The 24,670-nt window shown below is 68.8% G+C and carries 23 protein-coding genes; 12 read left to right on the top strand and 11 right to left on the bottom strand.

Translation table 11 applies throughout. The features are described from left to right. Nucleotides 1-4 precede the first annotated feature (4 nt). On the bottom strand, nt 5-1,087 hold the full coding sequence (gene cyoA, locus J2851_RS12585) for a ubiquinol oxidase subunit II (RefSeq protein ID WP_209766634.1): 1,083 nt from the start codon (nt 1,085-1,087) through the stop codon (nt 5-7). A 183-nt stretch (nt 1,088-1,270) separates the two neighbouring features. Here cyoA and J2851_RS12580 point away from each other — a divergent pair, with 183 nt between their 5' ends. From J2851_RS12580 to J2851_RS12540, 9 genes are all read left to right on the top strand, one after another. Next, nucleotides 1,271-2,575 carry an MFS transporter gene (locus J2851_RS12580; RefSeq protein WP_209766633.1) on the top strand — a complete coding sequence of 435 codons (1,305 nt, stop codon included), beginning with the start codon at nt 1,271-1,273 and terminating at the stop codon, nt 2,573-2,575. Nucleotides 2,576-2,745: 170 nt separating this feature from the next. Next, nucleotides 2,746-4,224, top strand: a complete 1,479-nt coding sequence (gene pdxR, locus J2851_RS12575) for a MocR-like pyridoxine biosynthesis transcription factor PdxR (RefSeq protein WP_209766632.1) — start codon at nt 2,746-2,748, stop codon at nt 4,222-4,224. Nucleotides 4,225-4,798: 574 nt separating this feature from the next. Then, nucleotides 4,799-5,959, top strand: coding sequence for an ABC transporter substrate-binding protein (locus J2851_RS12570; RefSeq protein WP_209766631.1), 1,161 nt, complete (start codon nt 4,799-4,801; stop codon nt 5,957-5,959). A gap of 175 nt (nt 5,960-6,134) precedes the next feature. Then, the gene (locus J2851_RS12565) at nt 6,135-7,172 is read left to right on the top strand and encodes a branched-chain amino acid ABC transporter permease (protein ID WP_209766630.1); all 1,038 of its coding nucleotides are present in this window, start codon (nt 6,135-6,137) and stop codon (nt 7,170-7,172) included. Further along, nucleotides 7,169-8,989 (top strand): branched-chain amino acid ABC transporter ATP-binding protein/permease, encoded by a 1,821-nt coding sequence (locus J2851_RS12560; RefSeq protein ID WP_209766629.1) that lies wholly within the window; start codon nt 7,169-7,171, stop codon nt 8,987-8,989. Before J2851_RS12565 ends, J2851_RS12560 begins: the two co-directional genes overlap by 4 nt. Beyond that, complete coding sequence (locus J2851_RS12555; protein ID WP_209766628.1) at nt 8,986-9,750, top strand: ABC transporter ATP-binding protein; 765 nt, start codon at nt 8,986-8,988, stop codon at nt 9,748-9,750. The genes J2851_RS12560 and J2851_RS12555 overlap by 4 nt, the downstream gene beginning before the upstream one ends. After that, a complete protein-coding gene (locus J2851_RS12550) occupies nt 9,747-10,754 on the top strand; it encodes a ketopantoate reductase family protein (protein ID WP_209766627.1) in 1,008 nt (335 codons plus the stop codon). The genes J2851_RS12555 and J2851_RS12550 overlap by 4 nt, the downstream gene beginning before the upstream one ends. Next, the gene (locus J2851_RS12545) at nt 10,751-11,524 is read left to right on the top strand and encodes a class II aldolase/adducin family protein (RefSeq protein WP_209766626.1); all 774 of its coding nucleotides are present in this window, start codon (nt 10,751-10,753) and stop codon (nt 11,522-11,524) included. The genes J2851_RS12550 and J2851_RS12545 overlap by 4 nt, the downstream gene beginning before the upstream one ends. Nucleotides 11,525-11,656: 132 nt before the next feature. Continuing rightward, the gene (locus J2851_RS12540) at nt 11,657-12,130 is read left to right on the top strand and encodes a MarR family winged helix-turn-helix transcriptional regulator (protein WP_209766625.1); all 474 of its coding nucleotides are present in this window, start codon (nt 11,657-11,659) and stop codon (nt 12,128-12,130) included. 155 nt (nt 12,131-12,285) lie between these two features. On the opposite strand, the gene J2851_RS12535 is transcribed toward J2851_RS12540, so the two are convergent. The 10 genes from J2851_RS12535 to J2851_RS12490 form a co-directional block, all read right to left on the bottom strand. Further along, on the bottom strand, nt 12,286-12,792 hold the full coding sequence (locus J2851_RS12535) for a flavin reductase family protein (protein ID WP_209766624.1): 507 nt from the start codon (nt 12,790-12,792) through the stop codon (nt 12,286-12,288). Between the two features lie 20 nt (nt 12,793-12,812). Then, complete coding sequence (locus tag J2851_RS12530; RefSeq protein WP_246500613.1) at nt 12,813-13,769, bottom strand: PDR/VanB family oxidoreductase; 957 nt, start codon at nt 13,767-13,769, stop codon at nt 12,813-12,815. Nucleotides 13,770-13,790: 21 nt separating this feature from the next. Further along, nucleotides 13,791-14,534: an SDR family NAD(P)-dependent oxidoreductase gene (locus tag J2851_RS12525; RefSeq protein WP_209766623.1), complete on the bottom strand. Its 744-nt coding sequence runs from the start codon at nt 14,532-14,534 to the stop codon at nt 13,791-13,793. Between the two features lie 10 nt (nt 14,535-14,544). Then, nucleotides 14,545-15,018, bottom strand: coding sequence for an aromatic-ring-hydroxylating dioxygenase subunit beta (locus tag J2851_RS12520; RefSeq protein ID WP_209766622.1), 474 nt, complete (start codon nt 15,016-15,018; stop codon nt 14,545-14,547). Nucleotides 15,019-15,054: 36 nt separating this feature from the next. Then, the gene (locus J2851_RS12515; RefSeq protein WP_209766621.1) at nt 15,055-16,332 is read right to left on the bottom strand and encodes an aromatic ring-hydroxylating oxygenase subunit alpha; all 1,278 of its coding nucleotides are present in this window, start codon (nt 16,330-16,332) and stop codon (nt 15,055-15,057) included. Nucleotides 16,333-16,369: 37 nt separating this feature from the next. Then, entirely contained in the window at nt 16,370-16,888 is a 519-nt protein-coding gene (locus tag J2851_RS12510; RefSeq protein ID WP_209766620.1) for a nuclear transport factor 2 family protein, read from the bottom strand. A gap of 8 nt (nt 16,889-16,896) precedes the next feature. Beyond that, entirely contained in the window at nt 16,897-17,256 is a 360-nt protein-coding gene (locus J2851_RS12505; protein ID WP_209766619.1) for a hypothetical protein, read from the bottom strand. 40 nt (nt 17,257-17,296) lie between these two features. Continuing rightward, complete coding sequence (locus J2851_RS12500) at nt 17,297-18,445, bottom strand: acyl-CoA dehydrogenase family protein (RefSeq protein WP_209766618.1); 1,149 nt, start codon at nt 18,443-18,445, stop codon at nt 17,297-17,299. A gap of 25 nt (nt 18,446-18,470) precedes the next feature. Further along, nucleotides 18,471-19,592, bottom strand: coding sequence for an amidase (locus J2851_RS12495; RefSeq protein ID WP_209766617.1), 1,122 nt, complete (start codon nt 19,590-19,592; stop codon nt 18,471-18,473). A gap of 392 nt (nt 19,593-19,984) precedes the next feature. Then, nucleotides 19,985-20,407 (bottom strand): hypothetical protein, encoded by a 423-nt coding sequence (locus J2851_RS12490; RefSeq protein WP_209766616.1) that lies wholly within the window; start codon nt 20,405-20,407, stop codon nt 19,985-19,987. A gap of 490 nt (nt 20,408-20,897) precedes the next feature. Here J2851_RS12490 and J2851_RS12485 point away from each other — a divergent pair, with 490 nt between their 5' ends. The 3 genes from J2851_RS12485 to J2851_RS12475 all read left to right on the top strand — a co-directional run bounded on the left by J2851_RS12485 (nt 20,898) and on the right by J2851_RS12475 (nt 24,661). Continuing rightward, nucleotides 20,898-21,917, top strand: coding sequence for a BMP family protein (locus tag J2851_RS12485; protein ID WP_209766615.1), 1,020 nt, complete (start codon nt 20,898-20,900; stop codon nt 21,915-21,917). Between the two features lie 163 nt (nt 21,918-22,080). After that, nucleotides 22,081-23,622, top strand: coding sequence for an ABC transporter ATP-binding protein (locus J2851_RS12480; protein WP_209766614.1), 1,542 nt, complete (start codon nt 22,081-22,083; stop codon nt 23,620-23,622). Next, on the top strand, nt 23,612-24,661 hold the full coding sequence (locus tag J2851_RS12475; RefSeq protein ID WP_209766613.1) for an ABC transporter permease: 1,050 nt from the start codon (nt 23,612-23,614) through the stop codon (nt 24,659-24,661). Before J2851_RS12480 ends, J2851_RS12475 begins: the two co-directional genes overlap by 11 nt. Nucleotides 24,662-24,670: the final 9 nt, after the last annotated feature.

Here is a 24,670-nt window from a genome sequence, read left to right as displayed (position 1 = left end):
GCCGTCAGGAGTTGGAGGGACGCGGCAGGCCCGCGCCGGTGAGGGGGGCGTCCGGGGCGGCACTGCCCTGGATGGACTGGCCCTGGATGGACTGGCCCTGGATGGGCTGGCCCTGCGGCGCGGCGCCGTGCCCGCCGTGTTCGCCGCCGTGGCCGGAGGAGCCATGCTCGCCGTGACCGGAGGAACCGTGCTCGCCGGTGCCCATGCCCATGTTGTCCGTGCAGGTCCTGGCCGGATCGACGCACTGGCCGAGGACCGCCTTGAAGAGGGCCGGATCGGTGGTGGCGAAGCGGCGCACGGGGTCCGCCACGCTCGGCTTCTCCAGCTGCAGGTAGCCGTTGCGGTCGAGCGAGCCGCCGCCCGCCTTCACGTCCGCCACCCACGTGTCGAAGCCGTCGTGGTCGAGGCCGTGGAAGGCGAAGCGCATCTGCGAGAAACCGGCGCCGCTGTAGTTGGCCGAGAAGCCCTTGTAAGTGCCGGGCTTGTTGATGACCGCGTGCAGCTGCGTCTGCATGCCCGGCATGGCGTAGACCTGGCCTGCCAGCGCCGGGATGTAGAAGCTGTTCATCACCGTGGAGGCGGTGATGTTGAAGCGGATCGGCCGGTCGACCGGGGCCGCCATCTCGTTCACCGCGGCGATGCCGTATTCCGGATAGATGAACAGCCACTTCCAATCGAGGGCGACGACGTTCACCTCCAGAGGCTTGGCGTCCGCCGGGACCGGGCGGTTCGCCGCGATCCGGTCGATCGGGCGGTACGGGTCCAGCAGGTGCGAGCCCATGTAGGTCAGGGCGCCCAGGCAGATGATGATCAGCAGCGGGGCGGCCCAGATGACCAGCTCAAGCTGCGTCGAATGGTCCCATTCCGGCTCATACCGCGCTTTGGTATTGGACTGCCGGTAGCGCCATGCGAACAGCACGGTCAGGGCCATGACCGGCACGATGATGAGCAGCATGAGCAGGGTGGAAATGACCACAAGGTTCCCCTGCTGGCTCGCCACGTCGCCGGACGGGTTCAGCACCACCAGGTTGCAGCCACTCAGTGCCGCCATCAGGGGCAGCATGGCGAAGACACGATAACGGCTCAAGGCATGACCTGTTGACTAAGGTTTGCTTTGGGCGAACAGCTAGTTCCCACGCCGCGGGTGGGACATTGGACAATTTGTCCAATGCCCCCGCGCGCCGTCGCGCGACAGATCTTGGGCAGCCGGTGCGGCGTGGCGTCGCACCGCTATGCATTTATGTCGCAACTGCCCACCGGTGCCGAGATCATGGGGACCCCTACAACGGCGGCTGAGCACGACGCGCGGCTGGTCAACGCTCGCCATCACGGAGTGAATCCGGGCGAGATCGCCATCGGCGTCATCATCGGCCGGACATCCGAATTCTTTGACTTTTTCGTCTACGCAATCGCTTCGGTCATCGTGTTCCCGAAGCTCGTGTTCCCCTTCGTCGACGCGCTGACCGGCACGCTCTACTCCTTTGCCATCTTCGCGCTCGCCTTCGTGGCGCGCCCGCTCGGCAGCGTCGTCTTCATCTCCATGGACCGTGCCTTCGGACGCGGCGCCAAGCTGACGCTGGCCCTGTTCCTGCTGGGCACCGCCACCGTGGCGCTCGCCTTCCTGCCGGGCTACGAGCAGATCGGCGTCTATTCGGTCTGGCTGCTGGCCTTCTTCCGCATCGTCCAGGGCATCGCGCTGGGCGGCACCTGGGACGGGCTGGCCTCGCTGCTGGCGCTGAACGCGCCGGAGAACCGCCGCGGCTGGTACGCGATGATCCCGCAGCTGGGCGCCCCGCTGGGCCTGATGGTGGCGAGCGGCCTGTTCGCCTACTTCGCCGGCAACCTGTCGGCCGAGGATTTCTTCAGCTGGGGCTGGCGCTACCCGTTCTTCGTGGCCTTCGCCATCAACGTCGTGGCGCTGTTCGCGCGCCTGCGCATCGTGGTGACGCCGGAGTTCACCAAGCTGTTCGAAAGCCGCGACCTGCAGCCGGCGCCGGTGCTCGACACGGTGAGTTCGGAAGGCAAGCGCATCGTGATCGGCGCCTTCGCGCCGCTGGCCAGCTTCGCGCTGTTCCACATGGTCACGGTGTTCCCGCTGTCCTGGATCTTCCTGTTCACGAAGAACCCCCCGGCCGAGTTCCTGGTCATCGAGGCCATCGCGTCGGTCTTCGGCATCCTTGCCATCGTGGCGTCGGGCTTCATCGCCGACCGTGTCGGCCGCCGCACCCTGCTGGGCAGCTGCGCCGCGGTCATCGCGGTGTTCAGCGGCTTCGCCCCGCAGCTGCTGGACGGCGGCCCGATCGGCGAGACCATCTTCATGGTGCTGGGCTTCGTGCTGCTGGGCCTCGCCTTCGGCCAGTCGTCGGGCGTCGTGGCCTCGCAGTTCACGCGCTACTACCGCTACACCGGCTCCGCCCTGACGTCGGACCTGGCCTGGCTGTTCGGCGCCGGCTTCGCGCCGCTGGTCGCGCTGGTCCTGTCGGCCAACTTCGGCCTGGTGTCGGCGGGCGCCTACCTGCTGTCGGGCGCCATCTGCACGCTGCTGGCCCTGTGGTGGAACAAGGCCCTGGGCTGATGCCCGGCGTGTGAAAGTTTGAGACGGGCACGGGCGGCGAGGGGAGACCTTCGCCGCCCGTTCCGTTTTCGGCGCGCCCGTTTCCGGTGCGGGCTTGCCCGGCGGTGGCAGCATTGGGACAATGGTGCCATCGGCGGGACCGGCTCCCGCTTCCGAAGAGGACCAATTCCATGGCGCGCCGCTCCCGCCCCGTGCTGGCCGGATTGGGGCCGATTCCGCTCGACCGGGGGGCGGAGGGGCCGCTGTACCAGCAGCTCTACAAGGCCCTGCGGCAGGCCATCCTCGACGGGCGCATGAAGCCCGGCGCGCGCATGCTGGCAACCCGAGTCGCCGCTCAGGAATGGGCGGTGTCGCGCAACACGGTCGTCACCGCCTATGAGCAGTTGCTGACCGAAGGCTACGTCACCGGCCGGGTCGGGGCCGGGACCTACGTCGCGACCGCGCTGCCCGACCCGCCGCCCATCGGTTCGGCCGACGGGACGGGCGGGACGCGCGGCGTCAGCCTGTCGCGCCGGGGTGCTGCGCTCGCCACGCCATTCCATCCCTGCACTCCGGCCAAGCGCCCCTTCTCCCTCGGCATCCCGGATCCGGAGGGCTTTCCCTTCGCGCTGTGGAGCAAGCTGCTGGCCCAGCCCTGGCGGGTCGGCGGTCGGTCGCTCGCCGTCAGCGCCGATCCGCTGGGCTATCCGCCCTTGCGCGCGGTCATCGCCGATTACCTGCGGGCCATGCGCGCGGTGCGCTGCGAGCCGGAGCAGGTGGTCATCCTGTCGGGCGCGCAGCAGGCCCTGGCGCTGATGGCGCAGCTTCTGCTCGACCCCGGCGATCCCGTCTGGATGGAGGATCCCGGCTGGCCCGGCACGCGCTCCGCCCTGGCCGGGGCGGGCGCCCGCATCGTGCCGGTTCCCGTGGACGGGGAGGGGATCGACGTGGCGGAGGGGGAGCGGCGCGCGCCGGACGCCCGCATGGCGCTGGTCACCCCGTCGCACCAGTTCCCGCTCGGCGTCACCATGAGCCTGCGGCGGCGGGCCGCCCTGCTGGACTGGGCGGTGGCGCGCGACGCCTGGATCGTCGAAGACGACTACGACAGCGAGTTCCGCTACGCCGGGCCGCCGCTGGCCGCCTTGCAGGGCTTGGACGAGGCGGGGCGCGTCCTCTACATCGGCAGTTTCAGCAAGGTCATGTTCCCGACCCTGCGACTCGGCTATCTGGTCGTGCCGCCCGACCTCGTGGACGCCGTGTGCGCCGGGCGGCGCCATTTCGACGGCGGGACCAGCGTCGTGCCGCAGGCGGCGCTGCACCGTTTCATTGCGGAGGAGCATTTCGCCTCCCACCTGCGCGCCATGCGTGCGCTCTACGCCGAACGCCGCGACGCGCTGCTGGACGCCCTGCGCCGGCACATTGAGCCGGTCACCCGGATCGACGGCGGGGAGGCCGGGCTGCACGTCGTCGCCCATCTGGACGAGCGGCACCGCGACGTCGAGGTCGCCGCGCGGGCGGCACGGCTGGGGCTGAGCTGCCCGCCGCTGTCCGGCTATTACGCGGAGCCGACGGCTGCCAATGGACTTGTGCTCGGCTTCGCCGCCCACCCGGCGGAGACGCTGGCCGCTGCGGTCCGCGGACTGGCGGGGGTCTTCGCCGCATCGCCCTGACGCCCTCTGAAAGACCATAGAAGAAAAACGGTCAAATAACGTGAATAGTCAATTGAGTTTGGAAAAATTCTTCTGACCACCGCCGCTCAATTCGCAGGCAGTGGGAACGGCGTCGTGGGCATCCGCCTCCCCGGCTTCCATCGCACATCGCAACGCGTAAGCCTTTGAACGACAATGATGTTGCTTCCATGGGGAGCTTCCGGGCCATTCCCTTCCCGCAGCGTCCCAAAAGTGGCAATGACCGGTGCGCCGCCCAAATAGCGGGCAAGACAAAGCCAAAACATAGGCAGAAAACAGCCAAAAACTTACTTGCGAATTCAAGGGCTTGTGGCTTAATGGGCGGCGAGGATGCGCAGCGCGCGGCAAGAACCATCGATGTCGGCCGCCATGCAAGGGTGCCCGCAACCAGTCAACATCGGCCATCCACAGCCGCAAAACCCATTTTCCGATTCGAATCGCTGTTCTTTTGTTCATCAACACTCAAAGAGCGATGGCAAGCGCGGCACAACAACACGCGCACCCATCAACGAACCATGCCGGCTCGGCGGTCTCGCGAAGAACAAGGAGGGTTGTCGTGTTTGGAAGACGTTTCGCCTATTCGCTGCTGTTCAGCGCGCTGATGGTCGGCACCGCCCACGTGCAGGTCGCCCAAGCCCAAGTCAAGGTTGGGGTCGTCACCTCCTCGACCGGTCCCATCGCTCTGGTCGGCATTCCGCAGAAGAACAGCGTCCCGCTGCTGCCCACCACGGTCGCCGGCAAGTCGGTGCAGTACATCACGCTGGACGACGCCAGCGACCCCACCGCGACCGTTTCGGCCTTCAAGAAGCTGATCACCGAGGAGAAGGTCGACGCCATCATCGGCCCGTCGGGCTCGCCGAACGCCATGGGCGTCATCCAGTTCGCGGCGGAGGCCGGCGTCCCGATGCTGGCCCCGGTCGGCACGGCGGCGGTGGTGCTGCCGATGAACGACCAGAAGAAGTGGGTGTTCAAGACCACGCAGAACGACGACCTGATCGCCGCCGCCCTGATCGAACACATGGCCAAGACGGGCATCACGTCGGTCGGCTTCGTCGGCACCGCCGATCCCTACGGCGACAACTGGCTGAAGGTGTTCAGCGAGCAGGCGGCCAAGCAGAACATCAAGGTGGTGGCGAGCGAGCGTTTCCAGCGCCAGGACACCTCGCTGACGGCGCAGAGCCTGAAGATCATCGCCGCCAACCCGCAGGCGGTGCTGATCGCCGCGCCCGGCAGCTCCTCGGTCCTGCCGCAGACGACGCTGGTCGACCAGGGCTTCCGCGGCAAGTTCTACCAGACCCACGGCGCGGCGCTGCCCGACTTCCTGAAGCTGGGCGGCCGGAAGGTCGAGGGCACGATCCTGGCGGCCAGCCTGATGCTGGTGCTCGACCAGGTCGGCGACAACCACCCGTCGAAGAAGGTCGCCAGCGACTATGTCGCCGCCTACGAGAAGGCGAACGGCAGCAAGCCGGCCACCTTCGGCGCCAACGTCTTCGACGCCGGCCTGCTGCTGGAGCGCGCCATCCCCGTGGCGCTGAAGAGCGGAGAGCCGGGATCGCCCGCCTTCCGCTCCGCACTCCGCGACGCGCTGGAACAGGTGAAGGAGTTGCCCGCGACCCAGGGCGTCTACAACCTGACCCCGGCCGACCACAGCGGCTTCGACGAGCGCGGGCGTGAGCTGATCACCGTGTCCAAGGGCACCTGGACCCTGGTGAAGTAAGCCCCAGACCGGCCCGGCGGTACGGGGCTGAGCCCCGCCGCCGTGTCGAGACCACGGCCCGCACCCTCCTCCGCCGGGACATCGCGCAGACCATGAACACCCCCCTTCGATGGTGGCGGGCGAACGCCCTTGGCTTGCCCGCGTCCGCCGCGCCGCTCCGCCATGGAGGCGGCGCATGAACCTCCAGATCGTCATGCTGCTGGGCCAGGACGGCGTCACCAACGGCGCCATCTACGCCCTGCTGGCGCTGTCCATCCTGCTGGTCTTCACGGTGACCCGCATCCTCCTGATCCCGCAGGGCGAGTTCGTGTCCTTCGCGGCCCTGACCATGGCCGCCATGCAGTCGGGAACGCCGGTCCGCATGGGCTGGCTGCTGGTCGCCCTGGCGCTCGCCGCCGTGGCGCTGGACCTCTACGACGCCGCACGCGGCAAAGGTCGTTGGCGGCCGCGGGGCGCCGCCCTCGCCATGCTGGCCTACGCCGCGGCGGTCACCGCGCTGACCGGGCTCGTCCCGCTGGACAAGGCCGGGGTCGCGGTGCAGGCGCTGCTGACCGTGGCGCTCGTCGTGCCGCTGGGGCCGCTGCTCTACCGGGTCTTCTATCAGCCCATCGCCGCCGCCCATTCCCTGGTGCTGCTGATCGTGTCGATCGCGGTGCATGTGGTGCTGGTCGGCGCCGGGCTGCTGATGTTCGGCCCCGAGGGCGCCCGCACCGAGCCCTTCTCCGAGGAGGGGCTGAGCATCGGCATGGTGACGCTGAACAGCCAGACCCTGTGGGTCGTGGCGGTGTCGCTGCTGCTGATCGTCCTGCTCTACGCCTTCTTCGAGCGGACGCTCTACGGCAAGGCGCTGCGCGCGGCGGCGGTCAACCGGCTGGGGGCGGAACTGGTCGGCATCTCCCCGGAGATCGCCGGCAAGGCGAGCTTCGGGCTGGCCGCGCTGATCGGCGGGCTGTCGGGAATCCTGATCGCGCCGATCACCACCATCTACTTCGACAGCGGCTTCATCATCAGCCTGAAGGGCTTCGTCGGCGCCATCATCGGCGGCATGGCGAGCTACCCGGTGGCCGCACTCGGCGCCCTGTTCATCGGGCAGGCGGAATCCTTCTCCACCTTCTGGGCCAGCAGCTACAAGGAGGTGATCGTCTTCACGCTGATCCTTCCGGTCCTGCTCTGGCGCTCCCTCTCCCACAAAGGCGCGGAGGACGAGGAATGAGGATCGCTTCTCTTTCTCCACACGCGCGGATCTTCCTGGTCCTGGTGCCGCTGCTGGCGCTCCTGCCGCTGGTGCTGCCCACCTATCAGGTCACGCTGGCGAACAACATCGGCATCTTTGCCCTCGCCACGCTGGGCATCGTGCTGCTGACCGGCATCGGCGGCATGACCAGCTTCGGGCAGGCGGCCTTCGTCGGCATCAGCGCCTACAGCACCGCCTATCTGGCGATCGGCACCGACCTGCCGGCGCAGTTGGGCTGGCTCGGCGGTTCGCCCTGGGGCGGGCTGCTGCTCGGCATGGTGCTGACGCTGGCGGTCGCGGCGCTGCTGGGCGCGCTGACGCTGCGGCTGTCCGGCCATTACCTGCCGCTGGGCACCATCGCCTGGGGCCTGTCGCTGTTCTACCTGTTCGGCAACCTGGAATTCCTGGGCGGCCACACCGGCCTGTCCGGCATGCCGGCGCTGCGGCTGTTCGGGATCAGCCTCGACCGGGCGGAGTCCCTCTACTACCTGATCTGGGCCCTGGTGCTGCTCGCCGTCGTGGTGACGCTGAACCTGCTGGATTCGCGGGAGGGCAGGGCGATCCGGGCGCTGCGCGGCGGCCAGCGCATGTCCGAATCCATGGGCGTGAACACCTTCCGCGCCAAGATGGTCGCCTTCCTGGTGTCGGCCGGATTCGCCGCGCTTGCCGGCTGGCTCTACGCCTACACGCAGCGCTTCGTCAGCCCAGCGCCCTTCAGCCTCCAGGCCGGCATCGACTTCATGTTCATGGCGCTGATCGGCGGCGTCGGGCAGGTGTGGGGCGCACTGATCGGCGCCACGGCCGTCACCTTCCTGAAGCAGTGGCTCCAGGACTGGTTGCCGCACATCCTCGGCCGGACCGGCAATTTCGAAAGCATCGTCTTCGGCCTGCTGATCGTCGTCCTGATGCAGCGCATGCCCGGCGGCATCGCCGGCTGGCTGGCCCGTCACCTGGGCCACGCCCGCAAGCTCGCGCCGTCGGCGCAGCCGGCGCCGACCCCGGTGGAACCCCTGCCGCGCCGCGCCCTGCCGGCGAAGGGGGAGGCGATCCTGGAGGTGCGCGGCGTCACCAAGCGGTTCGGCGGGCTGGTCGCCAACAACGACATCAGCTTCGACGTCCACGCCGGCGAGATCCTGGCCGTGATCGGCCCCAACGGGGCGGGCAAGAGCACGCTGTTCAACCAGCTGTCCTGCGTCGACCGCCCGACGTCGGGCGAGATCCGCTTCCGCGGGCGGCGCATCGACGGGCGAACCGCGCGGGAGATGGCCGGCGCCGGCCTCAGCCGGACCTTCCAGCACGTAAAGCTTCTGCCCACCATGAGCGTGCTGGAGAACGCCGCCATCGGCGCCCACCTGCGCGGCGGCAAGGGCGTGGCCGCCGCAGCCCTGCGGCTCGACCGCCGGGAGGAGGCGCGCCTGCTGGACGAGGCCCGCCGGCAGCTTGGCCGCGTCGGCCTCGGCCAGCATCTGCACGCGGAAGCCGGCAGCCTCGCGCTCGGCCAGCAGCGCATCCTGGAGATCGCCCGCGCGCTCTGCGCCGACCCCTGCCTCCTGCTGCTCGACGAGCCGGCGGCCGGCCTGCGCCACCTGGAGAAGCAGGCGCTCGCCGAGCTTCTGAAGAGGCTGCGGGCGGAGGGCATGGCCATCGTCCTGGTCGAGCATGACATGGACTTCGTCATGGGCCTCGTCGACCGCGTCTTCGTCATGGAGTTCGGCGAGCAGATCGCGGAGGGCGTGCCGGAGACCATCCAGACCAACCCGGCCGTGCTGGAAGCCTATCTGGGAGGTGTCGAATGAGCCCGCACGGCCATCAGGCTCCCTTGCTGGAGGTCCGGGACCTCTGCGTGTCCTACGGCAAGATCCAGGCGCTGACCGATGCCAGCCTGCGCGTCGGGGACGGACAGATCGTCACGGTGATCGGCCCCAACGGCGCCGGCAAGACCACGCTGCTGTCCGCCATCATGGGCGTTCTGCCGTCGCGCGGGCGCATCGCCTTCGCCGGGGCGGAGGCGTCGTCTCCCACGATCAAAAGCATGATCGGGCGGGGCGTGAGCCTCGTCCCGGAAAGCCGCGCGCTGTTCGGTTCCATGAGCGTGGAGGACAACCTGCGCCTGGGCGGCTTCCGCTTCCACCCCCGGCCCCGGCGCGCGCAGGACGCGGCGCTGGAGGAGATGTACGCCCTTTTCCCGCGCCTGAAGGAGCGGCGCGCCCAGGTGGCGGCCACGCTGTCGGGCGGGGAGCGGCAGATGCTGGCGCTCGCCCGCGCGCTGATGACCCGGCCGAAGCTGCTGATGCTGGACGAGCCGAGCCTGGGCCTCGCCCCGCTGATCGTGCGCGAGGTCTTCCGCATCATCGCCGACCTGCGCCGCCAGGGCGTCTCCATCCTGCTGATCGAGCAGAACGCGCGGGCCGCCCTGCGCGTCGCCGATTACGCCTATGTGCTGGAGCTGGGGAAGATCGTCATGGAAGGCCCGGCGGCGGAGTTGGCGAACGACCCGCGCGTGGTCGCCGCCTATCTCGGCATCGCCGGCAAGCACCAGGAGATGCTGGCGACATGACCGATCCGTCTTTGCGCATCGGCATCGCGGGCGCCGGCGCCATCGGCACGACGCTCGGCGTCCGCTTCGCGCTCGGCGGGCACCGCGTCAGCGTGCTGGCGCGCGGCGGCACGCTGGACGCCATCCGCGACCACGGGCTGCGGCTGGTCGACCGGCAGGGCGAGCACCACGCGCCGGCGACGGCCGGCGGGCCGGACGATCTGGGGGAGCAGGACGTGCTGTTCCTCTGCGCCAAGGCCCAGGATCTGGCGGCCCTCGCCCGGTCGTCGCAGGGGATGATCGGGCCGGGCACGCTGGTCGTCCCGGTGGTGAACGGCATCCCCTGGTGGTATTTCGAGGGGGAGGGCGGGCGCCACGACGGGCGCACCGTCCGCGCCGTCGATCCCGACGGCAGCCTCAAGGCCCTGCTGCCGATGGACCGCATCATCGGCTCGGTGGCCTTCATCACCGCCGAGCGGCTGGCCCCCGGCGTGGCGCGCAGCCTGAACCCGCTGCGCCTGTCGATCGGGGAGATCACCCACCGCCATACCGGGCGGGCCGACCGGCTGGGCGCCGTGCTGACCGCCTGCGGCATCGACACGACGGTCAGCGACCGCGTGCGCGACCCGCTGTGGACCAAGGTCATCGCCAATCTGACCTCCAACCCGCTGTCGGTGGTGACCGGCGCCACGCTGCGCGACATCTACGGCGACCCGTCGCTGGCCCCCATCGCCCGCCAGATGCTGGACGAGGCGCTGCTGACCGCCGCCTCCTTCGGGGCGCGCGTGGCGCTCGACCCCGTGTCGCTGCTGGCGATGGGAGCGGGGATGGGGGACGTGAAGACCTCCATGCTCCAGGATTTCGAGAAAGGCTTGCCCCTGGAACTGTCCTCCATCTGCGACGCCGTCATCGAACTGGCCGAGATGCAGGGGCTGTCCATGCCGCTGACCAAGAACATCGCCAGCCTCGTCCGCTACAAGAGCGCGAGCGCGGCCGGCTGCCGAAAGGAAGAGGGTGCTCCATGATCGCGAACGCCGACACGCCTGTGGTCCAGCCGCCCCAGTGCAGCGACGAGGAATGGGCGCTGCGCTGCCAGCTGGCCGACTGCTACCACCTCGTCGATTTCATGGGCTGGACGGAGACCATCTTCAACCACATCTCCGCCCGCCTGCCCGGCCCGGCGCACCATTACCTCGTCAACCCCTTCGGCCTGAACTACACGGAGGTCACGCCGGCCAACCTGCTGAAGGTGGGGCTGACGGGGGAGAAGCTGGAGGAGTCACCCTATGACGCGAACCCCGCCGGCTTCGCACTGCACAGCGCGATCCACGAGGCGCGCGAGGACGTCCACTGCATCATCCACACTCACACGACGGAGCTGTCGGCCATCGCGCAGAAGAAGGACGGCTTCTCCCACAACGACTTCTACGGGGCGCAGCTGTTCGGGCGCGTCGGCTACCACGCCTTCGAGGGCATCACCCTGTTCGCCGACGAGAAGCCGCGCATGCTGGAGAGCCTGGGCGACAAGCACGTGCTGGTGCTGCGCAACCACGGCATCGCGGTGGGGGAGGGCAGCATCGCCAAGGCCTTCTTCCTGCTGTGGACGGTGCAGCGCGCGGCGGAGATCCAGTGCTTGGCCGATTCCATGCGCGGCGAGGACACGGTGCTGGGCGACGAGGTGCGGACCAAATGCTCCGACCTGACGGCCATGCTGATCCGCGAGAGCGGCTTCGCCACCAAGTTCTTCAACGCCATGGTGCGCAAGATGCGCGCGGAGCGCGGCCCGGGCTGGTGACGGCCCGCCGCAAGGCGTTTGGAAAAGCAACGGTGCGTTGGTAAAAGATGAACCCCGGCATCGCCCGGCCCGCGCGTCAGGCGGGGCGGGGATGCCGGGGCTTTGCGGATCGAAGCACGGACACCGGGCACAATGGTCATCACCAAGAAACTTCGCCGCTACGTTCCGTCCAGCGACGATTTCCGCTATGAGGACTTCCCGTTTTATTGGGTGGCGCGCGTCCAGGGCATTTACCTTCAGCACATGGAAAAGGCGCTGAAGAAGATCGGGACGGACATCCCGACCTGGCGGGTCCTGTTCATCCTGAAGACCCACGGCACGTCGAGCATTTCGGAGATCGCGACCCACGCCATCGTCAAGCTGCCGACGATGACCCGCATCGTCTACCGCATGAAGGCCGAAGGTCTGGTCGACACCGGCCCGCACGCGGAGGACGGCCGCGTGACCGAGGTGACGATGACCGAGGCCGGCCGGGACCTCGTGCAGCAGATCCAGGCCGCGACGGAAAAGCTGTTCGCCCGCAGCTTCCGCGGCCTGTCGGAAGCGCAGATCGACAAGCTGAACGCGACGCTGGAGCAGCTCTACGACAATCTGGCGGAGGATTGAGGGGGGAGTGGTTGTGTTGGGCCCCCACCCTAACCCTCCCCCATCTTCGACGGGGGAGGGAACTCCGCCGGGCTCGCGCTCAACTCCTCCCCCCGCGAAGTGGGGGGAGGTCGGGAGGGGGGCCCAGCACAACCACTCCCCACACCCCCCACCACTCACCCCACCGTCGCCGGATGCCTTGCGGACACGGCGTAGCAGCCCTTGGCGAAGACCAGCGGGGCGAGTGCCGTCTGGTAGTCGTAGCGCATGACCTGCCCTACGATGATCAGGTGGTCGCCGCCGTCGTAGACGTTCCAGGTCCGGCATTCGAACCGGGCCGACACGCCGTCGAAGACCGGGCAGCCGCCCAGGCCTTCCGCCCAGTCGATGCCGCCGAACTTGTCCTCGCCGCGGCTGGCGAAGCGGTTGGAGAGAAGGATCTGGTCCTCGGTCAGAACGTTCACCGCGAAATGTTCGGCCGTCCGGAACGCCTCGGCGCTGAGGGCGGCCTTGTCGAGGCTCCAGAGGACCAGTGGCGGGTTCAGCGACACGGCGTTGAAGCTGCTGGCGGTCACGCCGACCGGGGCGCCGGCCGCGTCGCGCGTGGTGACCACCGTCACGCCGGTGGGGAAGTGGGAGAGCGCGCGGCGGAAGTCGCGCGGGTCGAGCGCCGGTTCGGTCATGAGATGTCCTTTGGGAAGTATCAGACGTCCAGCACCAGCCGGGCCGACTTGGCGCGCGAGCAGCAGACGACGATCTGGTCGTTGTCCTCCCGCTCCTCATCGCTGAGGAACTTGTCCTTGTGATCGGGCTCGCCCTCGATGACGTCGCACAGGCAGGTGCCGCACACGCCCTGCTCGCAGGATTTCGGGATCTTGATGCCGGCCTTGGCGAGCGCGTCCAGAATGGTCTGGTCCTCGGCCACCCGGACGGTGACGCCGCTGCGCTTGGCAACCACCTCGAAGGCGGCGCCGTGCGTGTCGATGTCGGCGTTGAAGTATTCAAAGTGGATGCGGCCGCCGTCGATGCCCGCCGCCTTCGCCGCGCCGATGACCCAGTCCATGAAGCCGGTGGGGCCGCAGACATAGAGGTGAACGCCGGCCGGAAGCCCGGCAAAGCAGGCCGCGGGGTCGAAGCGCTGGTCGGCCGCACCATCGTCGAAATGCAGCCGAAGCTGCTCCGGGAAGTCCTGCGCCAGCTCCTCCAGGAAGCCGGCGCGGTCGCGCGAGCGGGTGCAGTAGTGCAGCTCGAACGGCTTGCCCGAAGCGCGCAGCGCGTGGGCCATGGCGAGCATCGGCGTGACGCCGATGCCGCCGCCGACCAGCAGCGACCGCTCCGCCGCCGGGTCGAGCGGGAAATGGTTGCGCGGGGCGGAGATCCGCACCGTCGATCCCACCGCGAAATCGCGGTGGATGCCGCGCGATCCACCGCGGGAGTTCGGGTCGTCCAGCACGCCGATGCGGTAGCGGTCGGTGCCGCCCGGCGCGTTGCACAGCGAATACTGGCGCACCAGCCCATCGGCGACCTGCACGTCGATGTGCGCGCCGGCCTCGAAGGCGGGCAGGGGGGCGCCATCGGGTCGCGCCAGCTCGAAAACGGCGATGCCCGCCGCATGGTCCTCGCGGCGGAGGATCGTCACGTCGATCATGTCGTCGCTCATGTCCATTCACCCATTGCGGCTTCACCGCATGAAGATGCCGCCGTTCAGGTCCCAGGCAGCCCCGGTGACGAAGCCGGCGTCCCGGCCGGCCAGACGGACGACGATGTCCGCGACGAAGTCCGGATCGCCCAGCGCCTTCACCGGGATCATGGTGTCGATGATCTGCGCCAGCTTCTCCGGCGGGACGATTTCCCGCACTGAGGGCAGGTCCATCGGCCCCGGCGCCACCGCGTTGACCGTGACGCCCGACGAGGCCAGTTGGCGGGCGAAGATCTTGGTCAGCGTCAGGATGGCGCCCTTGCTGGCCGCGTAGTGCGCGCCCGACGCGGTGCCGCCGTTCTGCCCGGCCAGGGAGGCCATGTTGACGATGCGCCCGTAGCCCTGGAGTGCGAAATGCGCGCCGAAGACCTGGCAGCCGAAGAAGGTGCCGCGCTGGTTCACGGCGGTGACGCGGTCGAACTCCTCCGGCGTGATCTCCATCAACGGGGTGGTCGGCGTCATGGCGGCGTTGTTGACCAGCACGTCCACCCGCCCGAAGGCCTCCGCCGCGCGGGCGAGCCCGGTGGCGAAGTCCTCCTTCTTCAGGACGTCGAGGCCGAAGGCGGTGATCCGCTCCCCGGTCGGCGCGATCTCCCGCGCCGCCTCTTCCGCCGCGTCGGCCCGCACGTCGGTCACGGCGACGGAGAAGCCGGCCCGGTGCAGGGCGGCGGCGATGGCCTTGCCGAGCCCCTGCGCGGCACCCGTTACGACGGCTCCTGTGCTCATGCGCGCGCCCTCACAGGATGTAGCCGATGCTGGACAGGTGGTGGTCGGCGTTCAGCAGACGCACGACCTTCTCCACCATGCGGAATCCGTCGCCGGAGCGGCGCAGCGTGAAGGTCACGTCGGCCGGGTAGGTCTTCAGGTTGCCGTGCCGGTTCTCCGCGATGAACTGGGAGCAGCGCGCCTTCACCGTGTCGCCATCCTCCGCCAGGATGCGCAGGCGGCTGACCGAGCGCACGGTCTTGTAGGTGGTCTGGGTGGAGATGGCGTCGCCGCTCAGCAGCCGGGCGACGCGCAGCGACCGCATCTCGGCCTTGTCGTAGGCGAAGTTCAGGGTGTTGGCGAAATCCTCGGTCTCGCGGTCGATCGGCACGACGTAAACGCCGTCCGGCTCCCACAAATCCAGCCACTCGCGGTACTGGTTGAAGTCGAGCATGTCGGCTTCCAGGTCGATGAAGGCCGCCACCTCGGCGCGCAGGGTGCTCATGCTTTGGATCCTTGCTGTCGGGGCTGTCGGGGCTGGTCAGGCCGTCATCATCTGCTTGTACTTGCGGTAGGCCGCGCGCATGCCGGTCTCGGAGCAGACGGAGCCGGCGGTGTTGCCGTCCGGGCTGGTCACCAGCCGGCCGAGGCTGCGGTTGACCAGGATCCATTCCCGGTCCCCGGCGCGGGAGCCCTTCTGCACGCGCTCCCACGCCTCCGCGTCGTCCGGCGTGCCGAAGCCCATGGGGCCCTGGAAATGCTCGTGCAGGCGCATGCGCAGCTGGTTGAAGGCGGCCGGCGCGCCGTCGCCGCCGATGGCGACGTGGTGGATCTCCGTCTCGTCCACCGCGACCGGCCGCAGCACGCGGAAGAAGGCCATGGAGCAGGCAACGTTCGGGAACAGGTTCAGGTTGAAGCCCGACCCGCCGACCGCGCGCACCAGCCGGCGCACCTGGGCGTCGTCATAGCCCTCGCACTCCAGCTCCGCGGCGAAGTCCTTGAAGCGCTCGGGGATCGGCGCGTCGAGGTTGGCGTCGAGGTCCACCAGTTCCGGGATCATCACCATCACGGAATGGCCGTTGCCCAGATCCTCCACGAAGCCGGGACCGTCCAGGAAATCGAAGATCTTGCTGGTCTGGTCGTCGAGCGAGGAGACGAAGGATTTGTGCACCACCGGGAAGTGATAGGCGTCGGTGGTGTTCTCCAGCTGGATCTTCCAGTTGCCGGGGAAGCGGAAACGGTGGTCGCCCAGCACCTTCAGCGGGTAGCCGCCGGACTGCTTCATGAACAGGTCGATCCACTTCTTCGCCCCGCCCAGATGCTCCTCCAGCGGCTGGATGTCCGGGTTGAAGGTGGCGAAGATCATCCCCTGGTAGGTCTCGTGCCGAAGGCGGACGAGCGGGAAGTCCTTCTTGTCGAGGACGCCCTGGTATTCCTCCGGCTTCGGAATGGCGCGCAGCTCGCCGTCCAGCGCGTAGCCCCAGCCGTGGTAGGGGCAGACGAAGCTCTTCACCTTGCCGCGCTTGCCCTCGCAGACCGTCGCGGCGCGGTGGCGGCAGCGGTTCAGCATCACATGGATGTCGCCCTTGCGGTCACGGCTGACGATGACCGGCTGGCGGCCGATGAAGGCGGTCTTGTAGGACCCGCTCTCCGGCACCTCGCTGGTGTGGCCGACCCAGACCCAGGTGTTGTTGAACACCTTATCCAGCTCCGCCTCGAAGATCGCCGGGTCGGAATACAGCGAGGAATGAACCTTGTCGTCCTGCACCAGGTCGGCGATGTCGACCTCGGGCGCGCGGGTGGTGAGGCATGCGGTCATGTCGGTCGGTCTTTCTGATGGCGTCCGATGACGCGGGTCATTCGGGGACCGGAAGGTCCGTGTCTTCGTCCCAGGGCTGGGTGACCGCGCGGCTGAACAGCCGCTCCGTCTGGAAATGGGCGATGCGCCACCAGTCCCCCTCGCGGCGGAAGCGCAGGTCGAGGCGCGCGCTGCTGAGGCGCGAATCCCCGCTGGCGAAGGTGGAGGTCTGGAGCATCATCCAGCGGCCGGTCGCCTCGGCCCCCTGGACGGCGATCTCCTCGCCGGTCAGGTAGTGGGCGTTCAGGCGGAAATGCGCGGGCGGCACCGTGTATTTGGCGAACATGGCGCGGATCGCCTCCCGCCCCTCCAGCCGGCCGAAGGTCCGGGCGTAGCGCCCGGTCCCCTCCCAGACCGCGTCCTGCGTGAACAGGTCCATGAGGGGATCGAGGTCGAAGCCGACGTCCAGCCGGTCGCACAGGGCCATGTAGCGGTTGGCGCAGGCGCGCACCCGCTTTTCCGCCTCCAGATCCTCGACCCGCCGGAGCAGGGCGTCGAAGGCCTCACCCGTTGCCATGGCGGTCCTCAGGTCGGGATTTGCAGTTCGCGGCCGATGCGCGTCTCCACCGCGCAGTATTTCCAGAGCTTGTAGGTGCCGTCGCCGACCGGCGTGGTGCGGAACAGGTTGCAGGCGGCGACCACCGTGTCGTAGTCGGGCATGTCCGTCATGAAGTAGGCGGTGAAGGGATAGCCCTTGGACGGGCCGACCATGCTGCGGTCGTCGTCCAGCGTGCCGATGATCCGGGCGCCGGGCAGGGCGGCCATGCCCTTCATCATCGCGCTGAAGGCCTGCCACACCTGGCCGGCTTCCTCGGCGGTGGCATCCATGAAGTTCTGGTTGACGGAAATGCAGAACAGAACGCGCAAGGGCGTGGTCGCGGCCATGGGACCCTCCAAGGGAAAAATTCGGATTTCGGGGTGTCGGTTACAGGTAGCCGGGCAGGGGCTTCTTGCCGAAGAACATCGCCCCGGCGTTCTGGTAGGTGATGGCCCCCATGAAGGCGTGCTGCGTGCACATCGCCGCGTCCCGGAACAGACGGGACAGGGGGTGGGCGTTGTAGGTGCCGGTCATGCCGGACAGGTGATAGGCGCTGCGCACCGCCTCCGCGCATTCCTGCGTCAGGTGCGTGGTGGACAGGCGCAGCATGCTGGTCTGGTGCGGGGTTGGGCGCCCACCGTCGAGCACCGCCTGCCACGCGTCCTCGGTCGCCTCATAGAAGAAGGCGCGGGCGGCGCGGACCTTGGCCTCGGCCTTGGCGATCTCGGTCTGGACATGGGGCCGGTCGCCGATGTTCGGCGCGCCGGTGACGGAGGCGCGGGCGTTCGCCGTGTCCTGCACGACGTCCAGCGCCTCCCGCGCGAGGCCAAGCGTCACCACCGACAGCACCTGCGCCGCGAAGGCGAGGCTGGGGTAGCGGAAGAAGGGCGCGTCCACCGTCGGCGCGCCGCCGCGGGTGAAGGTCCATTCCTCCGGCACCACCACATCCTCGACGACGAGGTCGTGGCTGCCGGTGCCGACGAGGCCCAGCACGTCCCAGTTCGGCTCGATGGTCAGCCGGTCGCGCGGCATCACCGCCATGCGGGGAAGTGATTGTCCATCCTCCGGCATGATGCCGACGCCGCAGAGCGTGGCGCCCAGGCAGCCGCTGGCGAACTGCCAGCGTCCGCTGACGCTGTAGCCGCCTTCCACCTTCCGGGCCGGCTGCGGCGGGAAGATGCCGCCGGCGAAGACGACGTCGGGACCGTCGGCCCAGACCTTCTCCACCGTTTCCGGCGGCAGGGCCGCGAGATAGGCGGGGTTCATGCCGAAGCTGGCGACCCAGCCCGCCGACCCGTCGGCCGCGGCGATGGCCTCGACCATCAGCAGGAAGTCGAGCGGCGATTTCTCGTCCCCGCCATACCGCTTGGGCACCAGGGCGCGGTAGACGCCCATGGCTTTGAAGCGGTCGATGATGTCGGGGGAGATGTGACGCTGGCGTTCGAAGTCGCCGCGCCGGGCGCGGATGTCGGCGAGCAGCGCGTCGAACACCTCCGCGCCGCCCCAGGCGTCCTTGTCGATCACGTGACGAGGCATGTCGTGAGAACTCCCGCCATCAGGATTACGGGTTGGCCACCAAGGGGGCGATCCGCCGGCCGATGGCGCAGACCGCCTCGTCCTCGCCCTTGCGGCCGACGAGTTGCAGGCCCACCGGGCGCCCATCGACGGCCGGCAGGGGAATGGACAGGGCCGGGTGGCCCGACAGGTTGAAGGGCCGCACCAGCGCCGAGGCGCGCAGGTCGATCCGGCCGGCCAGGGCCTCCGCGAGCGTCATCGGGAAGCCGGGCAGGGTCGGCAGGACGAGCGCATCGACCGCGGCCAGGGCGCGGTCGACCTCCGCCGTGAAGCGGTCGCGGACGGCGTTGGCGGCGGCCACGTCGTCGGGCGTGGTGGCCCGGGCCTTCTCCAGGCGCGCGGCCACGTCCGCCCCAACCTTGCCGGTCGCCAGCAGCGCGCCGCAGGCGGCCCAGGTCTCCGCGTTGATCACTGTGAGGCCGGCGGCGAAGGCGTCCTCCAGGGACGGCAACTCCACCGGCCGGACCACGGCGCCGCTCGCCGCGATGGCGCGCACCACGGCTTCGGCAATCGCCGGATCCGCGGTCACGCTGGGCACGCCCAGGACAAGCGGGCCGTTGGGCGCGGGCGCCGGCGAAAAGCTCGGGTCCATCGTGTCCATGGCGGCGATGAGCCTGTCCATGGACGCCGCGAACGGGCCGACGCAGTCCAGGCTGGTCACCGCCGGCAGGACGCCGCGCCGGTCGACGCGGCCGAAGGTCGGCTTGAAGCCGTAGATGCCGCAGCAGGCGGCGGGCAGGCGGATGGAGCCGCCCGTGTCGGTGCCCAGCGCCACGTCGGCCAGGCCCGCCGCGACCACGGCGGCCGAACCGCTCGACGATCCGCCGGGGATGAGCGCGGGGAACCGCGGGTTGGCCGGTGTTCCTTCCCAGGCGTTCACGCCCGTCATGCCGAAGGCGAATTCGTGCAGGCCCGTCTTGCCGACGATCCGGCAGCCGGCGTCCAGCATCGCCTGCACGACGGCGGCGTGGCGGGAGGATGGCGGGGCATCTTCGAGGGAGCGGCTGCCGGCGCGGGTGGGCAGCCCGGCTACGTCGATGGTGTCCTTAACGGCGACGGTCAGGCCGTCACCGCCGATGGCACTGTGATGAATGAATCCGGTGAACACGGCGCGGTGCCCTCCTGCATTCCACCGGCGACGTTGTGTCGCATCGGAATGGGGTTGACCTCGAATGCGCCCTCAGGATGTTCCTTTATCACTTGAAAAGTCAACTACTCAAAACAGGAAAAATCACGCTTTTTCAATGATGTAAGAAATCTACTGATGCTGATTTTTTACGCGCGCTGCGCTTATTTTCTGATCAGGGAACGCACAAAGAGCGGGCGAATCACAGGCGGCACCGGTGAGGAAGCGCCAGGACGTACTGCCCGCTTTGCTTGCGCAACACGGTCTTCCAACAGCTTTTTCGTGCTTTCGATGTCGAACTTGGCCATTGCGGGGGGCCATTGCGGGGGGCCAGGGCGGGGCGGCCATGGAAGACCGCTCCGCCGACAGGACGCTCAGTGGTGGGGCTGGCGCCGGCACTCGGTTTCGAAAGCCGACAGCCGGGCGCGCAGGCGATCGTCGGTCATGCGGTCGAAGGGCAGGATCTCAGCCGGCGGCATGACGCTGCGGACGAGCATGCGCAGAGCGACCTGCCCGTCGTGGGTCAGGCGCATGTCGAAATTGCCGACCAGGGAATGGATGCCCTCGGCGTGGTGCGGGCGGAAGAGAACCGACACGTCGTCCCCGCGGTTCACGACTTCCAGATGGCCGATGTCGGCCATGCGCTCGGACAGGTCCACGACGGCGCGTTCCAGCAGGCCGACCTTCTCGTAGAAGCGGCGCCGGACATCCTGTGTGAGATTTTCGTGGTCGAGCTGAAGCTGGCTCGGGGTTACGGAGCCGTGGCGCGCGATGCGCGCGTACTGAATGCGGTGCACAATAGAGACTCCTCGGGGCACGCAGCCCGGGACCATCCCGGCGCGCGCCTTGATCTGAGCTATTTTGTGCTGCAACGCATCATAGCGCTGTGATAATCGACCGGGGCAGGGTCACGGACGGCGCATATCAGCCCTTCCGGGGTCGGAACGACATCGGCGGTTCGACCCCGGCCATTGGATAGCCATAGCGCTTCATCAGTGCCGGACGTTTCGGGATGGGGCACGTGCGTGTGGAGCACTAAAATCCCATAAGGTGTCTTATGGAAAAACACCGAAAGGCGGTCACCGGGAATTGCCGGCGGGGCCCAAACCATGTTGCCGCCTTTTCGATCACATGCCACGCTCTTCACCCGCTTCGCAGGCCAGTGACCACTTGGAGTGCACATTCGGGTGAAGGCCCGCCGTGTTGGCATTCCAGTTGCTAGCTGGGGCTGCACAATCCCATGAATCGGCCATACAAAACGGCAACGAACAGATGGAGGGCGATCTGATGAGGCTTCGCGGATTCAATACGGCGGCGCGGCTGATGCGGCGGACGGTGCTGTGCGGCCTGGCCGGAATGGCGGTGGCCGCGGCGGCATTGCCGGCGTGGGCGCAGTCCAAGGTCAAGGTGGCGGGCATCTACACGGTGCCGATCGAGCAACAGTGGGTCAGCCGCATCCACACCGCCCTGAAGGCCGCCGAGGCCCGCGGCGACATCGAGTATGTCTGGGCCGAATCGGTCGCCAACACCGACTATGAACGCGTCATGCGCCAGTACGCCGAAGGCGGCCAGCAGCTGATCTTCGGCGAGGTGTTCGGCGTGGAACGCGCGGCGCGCGCCGTCGCGAAGGACTACCCGAAGACCGCCTTCGTCATGGGCTCCAGCTTCAAGCCGCAGGAGCCGAACTTCTCGGTCTTCGACAACTACATCCAGGAACCGGCCTACCTGACGGGCATGATCGCGGGCGCCATGACCAAGTCGAACGTGATCGGCATGGTCGGCGGCTACCCGATTCCGGAGGTGAACCGCCTGATGAACGCCTTCATGGACGGCGCCAAGGAGGTCAACCCCAACGTGAAGTTCTCCGTCAGCTTCATCGGTTCCTGGTTCGACCCGCCGAAGGCCAAGGAAGCCGCCTTCGCCATGATCGACCGCGGCGCCGACGTCATGTACGCCGAACGCTTCGGCGTGTCCGACGCCGCGAAGGAGCGCAAGGTCCTCGCCATCGGCAACGTCATCAACACCCAGCCGCAGTATCCGGAGACGGTGGTCGCCAGCGCGCTGTGGCATATGGAGCCGTCGGTGGACCGCGCCATCGCGACCGTGAAGGCCGGCAGTTACAAGGCGGAGGACTACGGCCCCTACAGCCACATGAAGGCCGGCGGCTCCAGCCTCGCCCCGCTCGGCACCTTCGAAGGCAAGGTTCCCGCCGACGTGGTCGCCAAGGTCAAGGCCCGCGAGCAGGAGATCCGCGACGGCAAATTCACCGTCAAGGTGAACGACGGCGAGCCGAAGTCCACGATGTAAGGGGCAAACCTCGCCCCCCATCCTCCCATGCTGCGCATGGGCCCCTCCTTCCCCCGCTGGGCGGGGGAAGGTTTTTTTCGCTTCCCGCAAATCCAATCCCCTCCCCCGCCCAGCGGGGGAGGGTTAGGGTGGGGGAACGGTCGTGGATTCCACTGAGACAACAATGCCCTCCCCACCCGTCGTCCTGCGCCTGTCCGGCATCACCAAGCGCTTCGGCCCCCTGGTCGCCAACGACGCGATCTCTCTCACCCTGCATGAAGGCGAGGTGCTGGCCCTGCTGGGCGAGAACGGAGCCGGCAAGACCACGCTGATGAACATCCTGTTCGGCCATTACGTGGCCGACGAGGGCAGCATCGAGGCGTTCGGGCGGCCATTGCCGCCGGGCTCGCCCAAAGCGGCGCTCGCCGCCGGCATCGGCATGGTGCACCAGCACTTCACGCTGGCCGACAACCTGTCGGTCCTCGACAACATCGCGGTGGGGACGGAGCCGCTGTGGCGCTTCTGGTCCGACCGCGGTGCGGCGCGCCGGCGCCTGCTGGACCTTGCCGAACGGTTCGGGCTGGGCGTGCGCCCGGACGCGCTGGTCGGCGACCTGTCCGTGGGCGAGCGGCAGCGGGTGGAAATCCTGAAGGCGCTCTACCGCGACGCGCGCGTCCTGATCCTGGACGAGCCCACGGCGGTGCTGACCCCGCAGGAATCCGCCGGCCTGTTCGACACGTTGCGTCGGCTGACGGCGGACGGGCTCGCGGTCGTCTTCATCAGCCACAAAATGAACGAGGTGTTCGCGGCCAGCGACACGGTGGCGGTGCTGCGCGCCGGCCGCCTCGTCGCCACCCGGCGCACGGCCGAGACCGACCGCGAGGAGCTGGCCGAACTGATGGTCGGCCGCGCTCTCAAGCCGCCGACGCCCACCCCCATGGCGGCCGGCGAGCCGGTGCTGGCGCTTGCCCAAGTCACCGTGAACTCCGGCCATGGCAGGCCGCTGCTGGACGCCGTCGACCTGACGGTGCGCCGGCACCAGGTCATCGGCATCGCCGGCGTCTCCGGCAATGGGCAGACGGCGCTGGCCGACCTGGTCAGCGGCCTGATCCATCCCGATTCCGGGACGCTGTCCCTAAAGGGCGAAACGGTCGGCTACGCCGATCCCGCCGCGATGGTCCGGCGCGGAGTCGCCCGCATTCCGGAGGATCGGCACGCCGCCGGCCTCGTCGGCGCCATGGCGGTCTGGGAGAACCTGATCGCGGAGCGCTACCACGACCCGGCCTTCCAGCGGTTCGGCGTCATTCGCCGCGGGGCGGCCCGCGCCCACGCGCGCGCGGTGATCGAGGCCTTCGACGTGCGCTGCCCGGGGCCGGACGCGCGCACCCAGCTGCTGTCCGGCGGCAACATGCAGAAGCTGATCCTTGGCCGCACGCTGGCGCACGGGCCGGACCTGATCCTGGCGAGCCAGCCGACGCGCGGCCTGGACGTCGGCGCCGTCTCCTACGTGCACGGGCGCCTGCTGGAGGCGCGCGCGGCCGGGGCCGGCGTGCTGGTGATCTCCGAGGATCTGGACGAGATCCTGGCGCTCGCCGACGCCATCGCCGTGATCCATCACGGCCGCCTGACCCCTGCCCTGCCCCACGACCGCGTGTCGGTCCGCCAGCTCGGCCTGCTGATGGCCGGCCATTGGGATGTACTGCCGGAGATTCTCGATGCGGCTTGAACCGCGCGCCCACGCCCCCCTGGCCATCCGCCTGCTCGCCCCCGTCGGGGCGGTGGTGGCGGCGCTGGCGCTTTGCGCGCTGCTGGTCGCCTGGACCGGCGCCCCGGTGCTGCGCGCCTACGGCCTGCTGGTCGAAGGGGCGGTGGGGTCCCGTTTCGCGCTGACCGAAACCTTGACCCGCGCCACGCCGCTGATCCTCACCGGCCTTGCCGCCGCCGTCGCGTTCCGCGCCAAGCTGTGGAACATCGGGGCGGAGGGGCAGCTCTACATGGGGGCGCTCGCCGCCGTGGTGCTGGGCGGGGAGCTGCTGAACCTGCCCGCCTGGGCGGTCCTGCCCCTGGCGCTGATCGGCGGCGCGCTGGCCGGCGGCGTCACCCTGCTCGGACCCGCGGTGCTGAAGGTCCGCTTCGGCGTGGACGAGGTGGTGACCACGCTGCTGCTGAACTTCGTCGTGCTGCTGCTGGTCTCCATGCTGCTGGAAGGCGCCTTGAAGGACCCCATGGGCATGGGCTGGCCGCAGTCCGCCCCCGTCGTGGAGGCGGCGGAGCTGCCCAAGCTGATCGAGCGCACCCGCCTGCATGTCGGCCTCCTCCTCGCGCTGGGGCTGGCGGTGATCCTATGGCTGATCGACACGCGCACGATCTGGGGCTACGAGAATCGCGCTGTCGGCGCCAACCCGCGCGCCGCGGCCTTCGCCGGCATGCCGGTCACCCGCGTCATGCTGCGCACGGCCCTGCTGTCCGGCGGGCTGGCCGGGCTGGCCGGGGCGGCGGAGGTCTGCGGGCTGAAGGGCTACCTGACGCTGGACCTGTCACCGGGCTTCGGCTACAGCGGCATCGTCGTCGCCATGCTGGCGCAGCTCCACCCGCTGGGCGTGGTCGGGGCCGCGGTCTTCATCGCGGGCATCTTCGTCGGCGCCGACGCCATGAGCCGGGCCATGCCGGTGCCCAACTACATCGCCGACGTGCTCGTCGCGACCAGCCTCTTGTGCATGCTGGTGGCCGGGCTGCTGGCGCGCTATCGCCTGCGGCGGAGCTGAGTGTCCATC

The organism is Azospirillum rugosum, assembly GCF_017876155.1.
In the GTDB taxonomy this organism is placed as follows: Bacteria; Pseudomonadota; Alphaproteobacteria; order Azospirillales; family Azospirillaceae; genus Azospirillum; species Azospirillum rugosum.
Note: the sequence above shows the minus strand (reverse complement) of the source record. Positions and strands in the feature narration are given on the sequence as shown.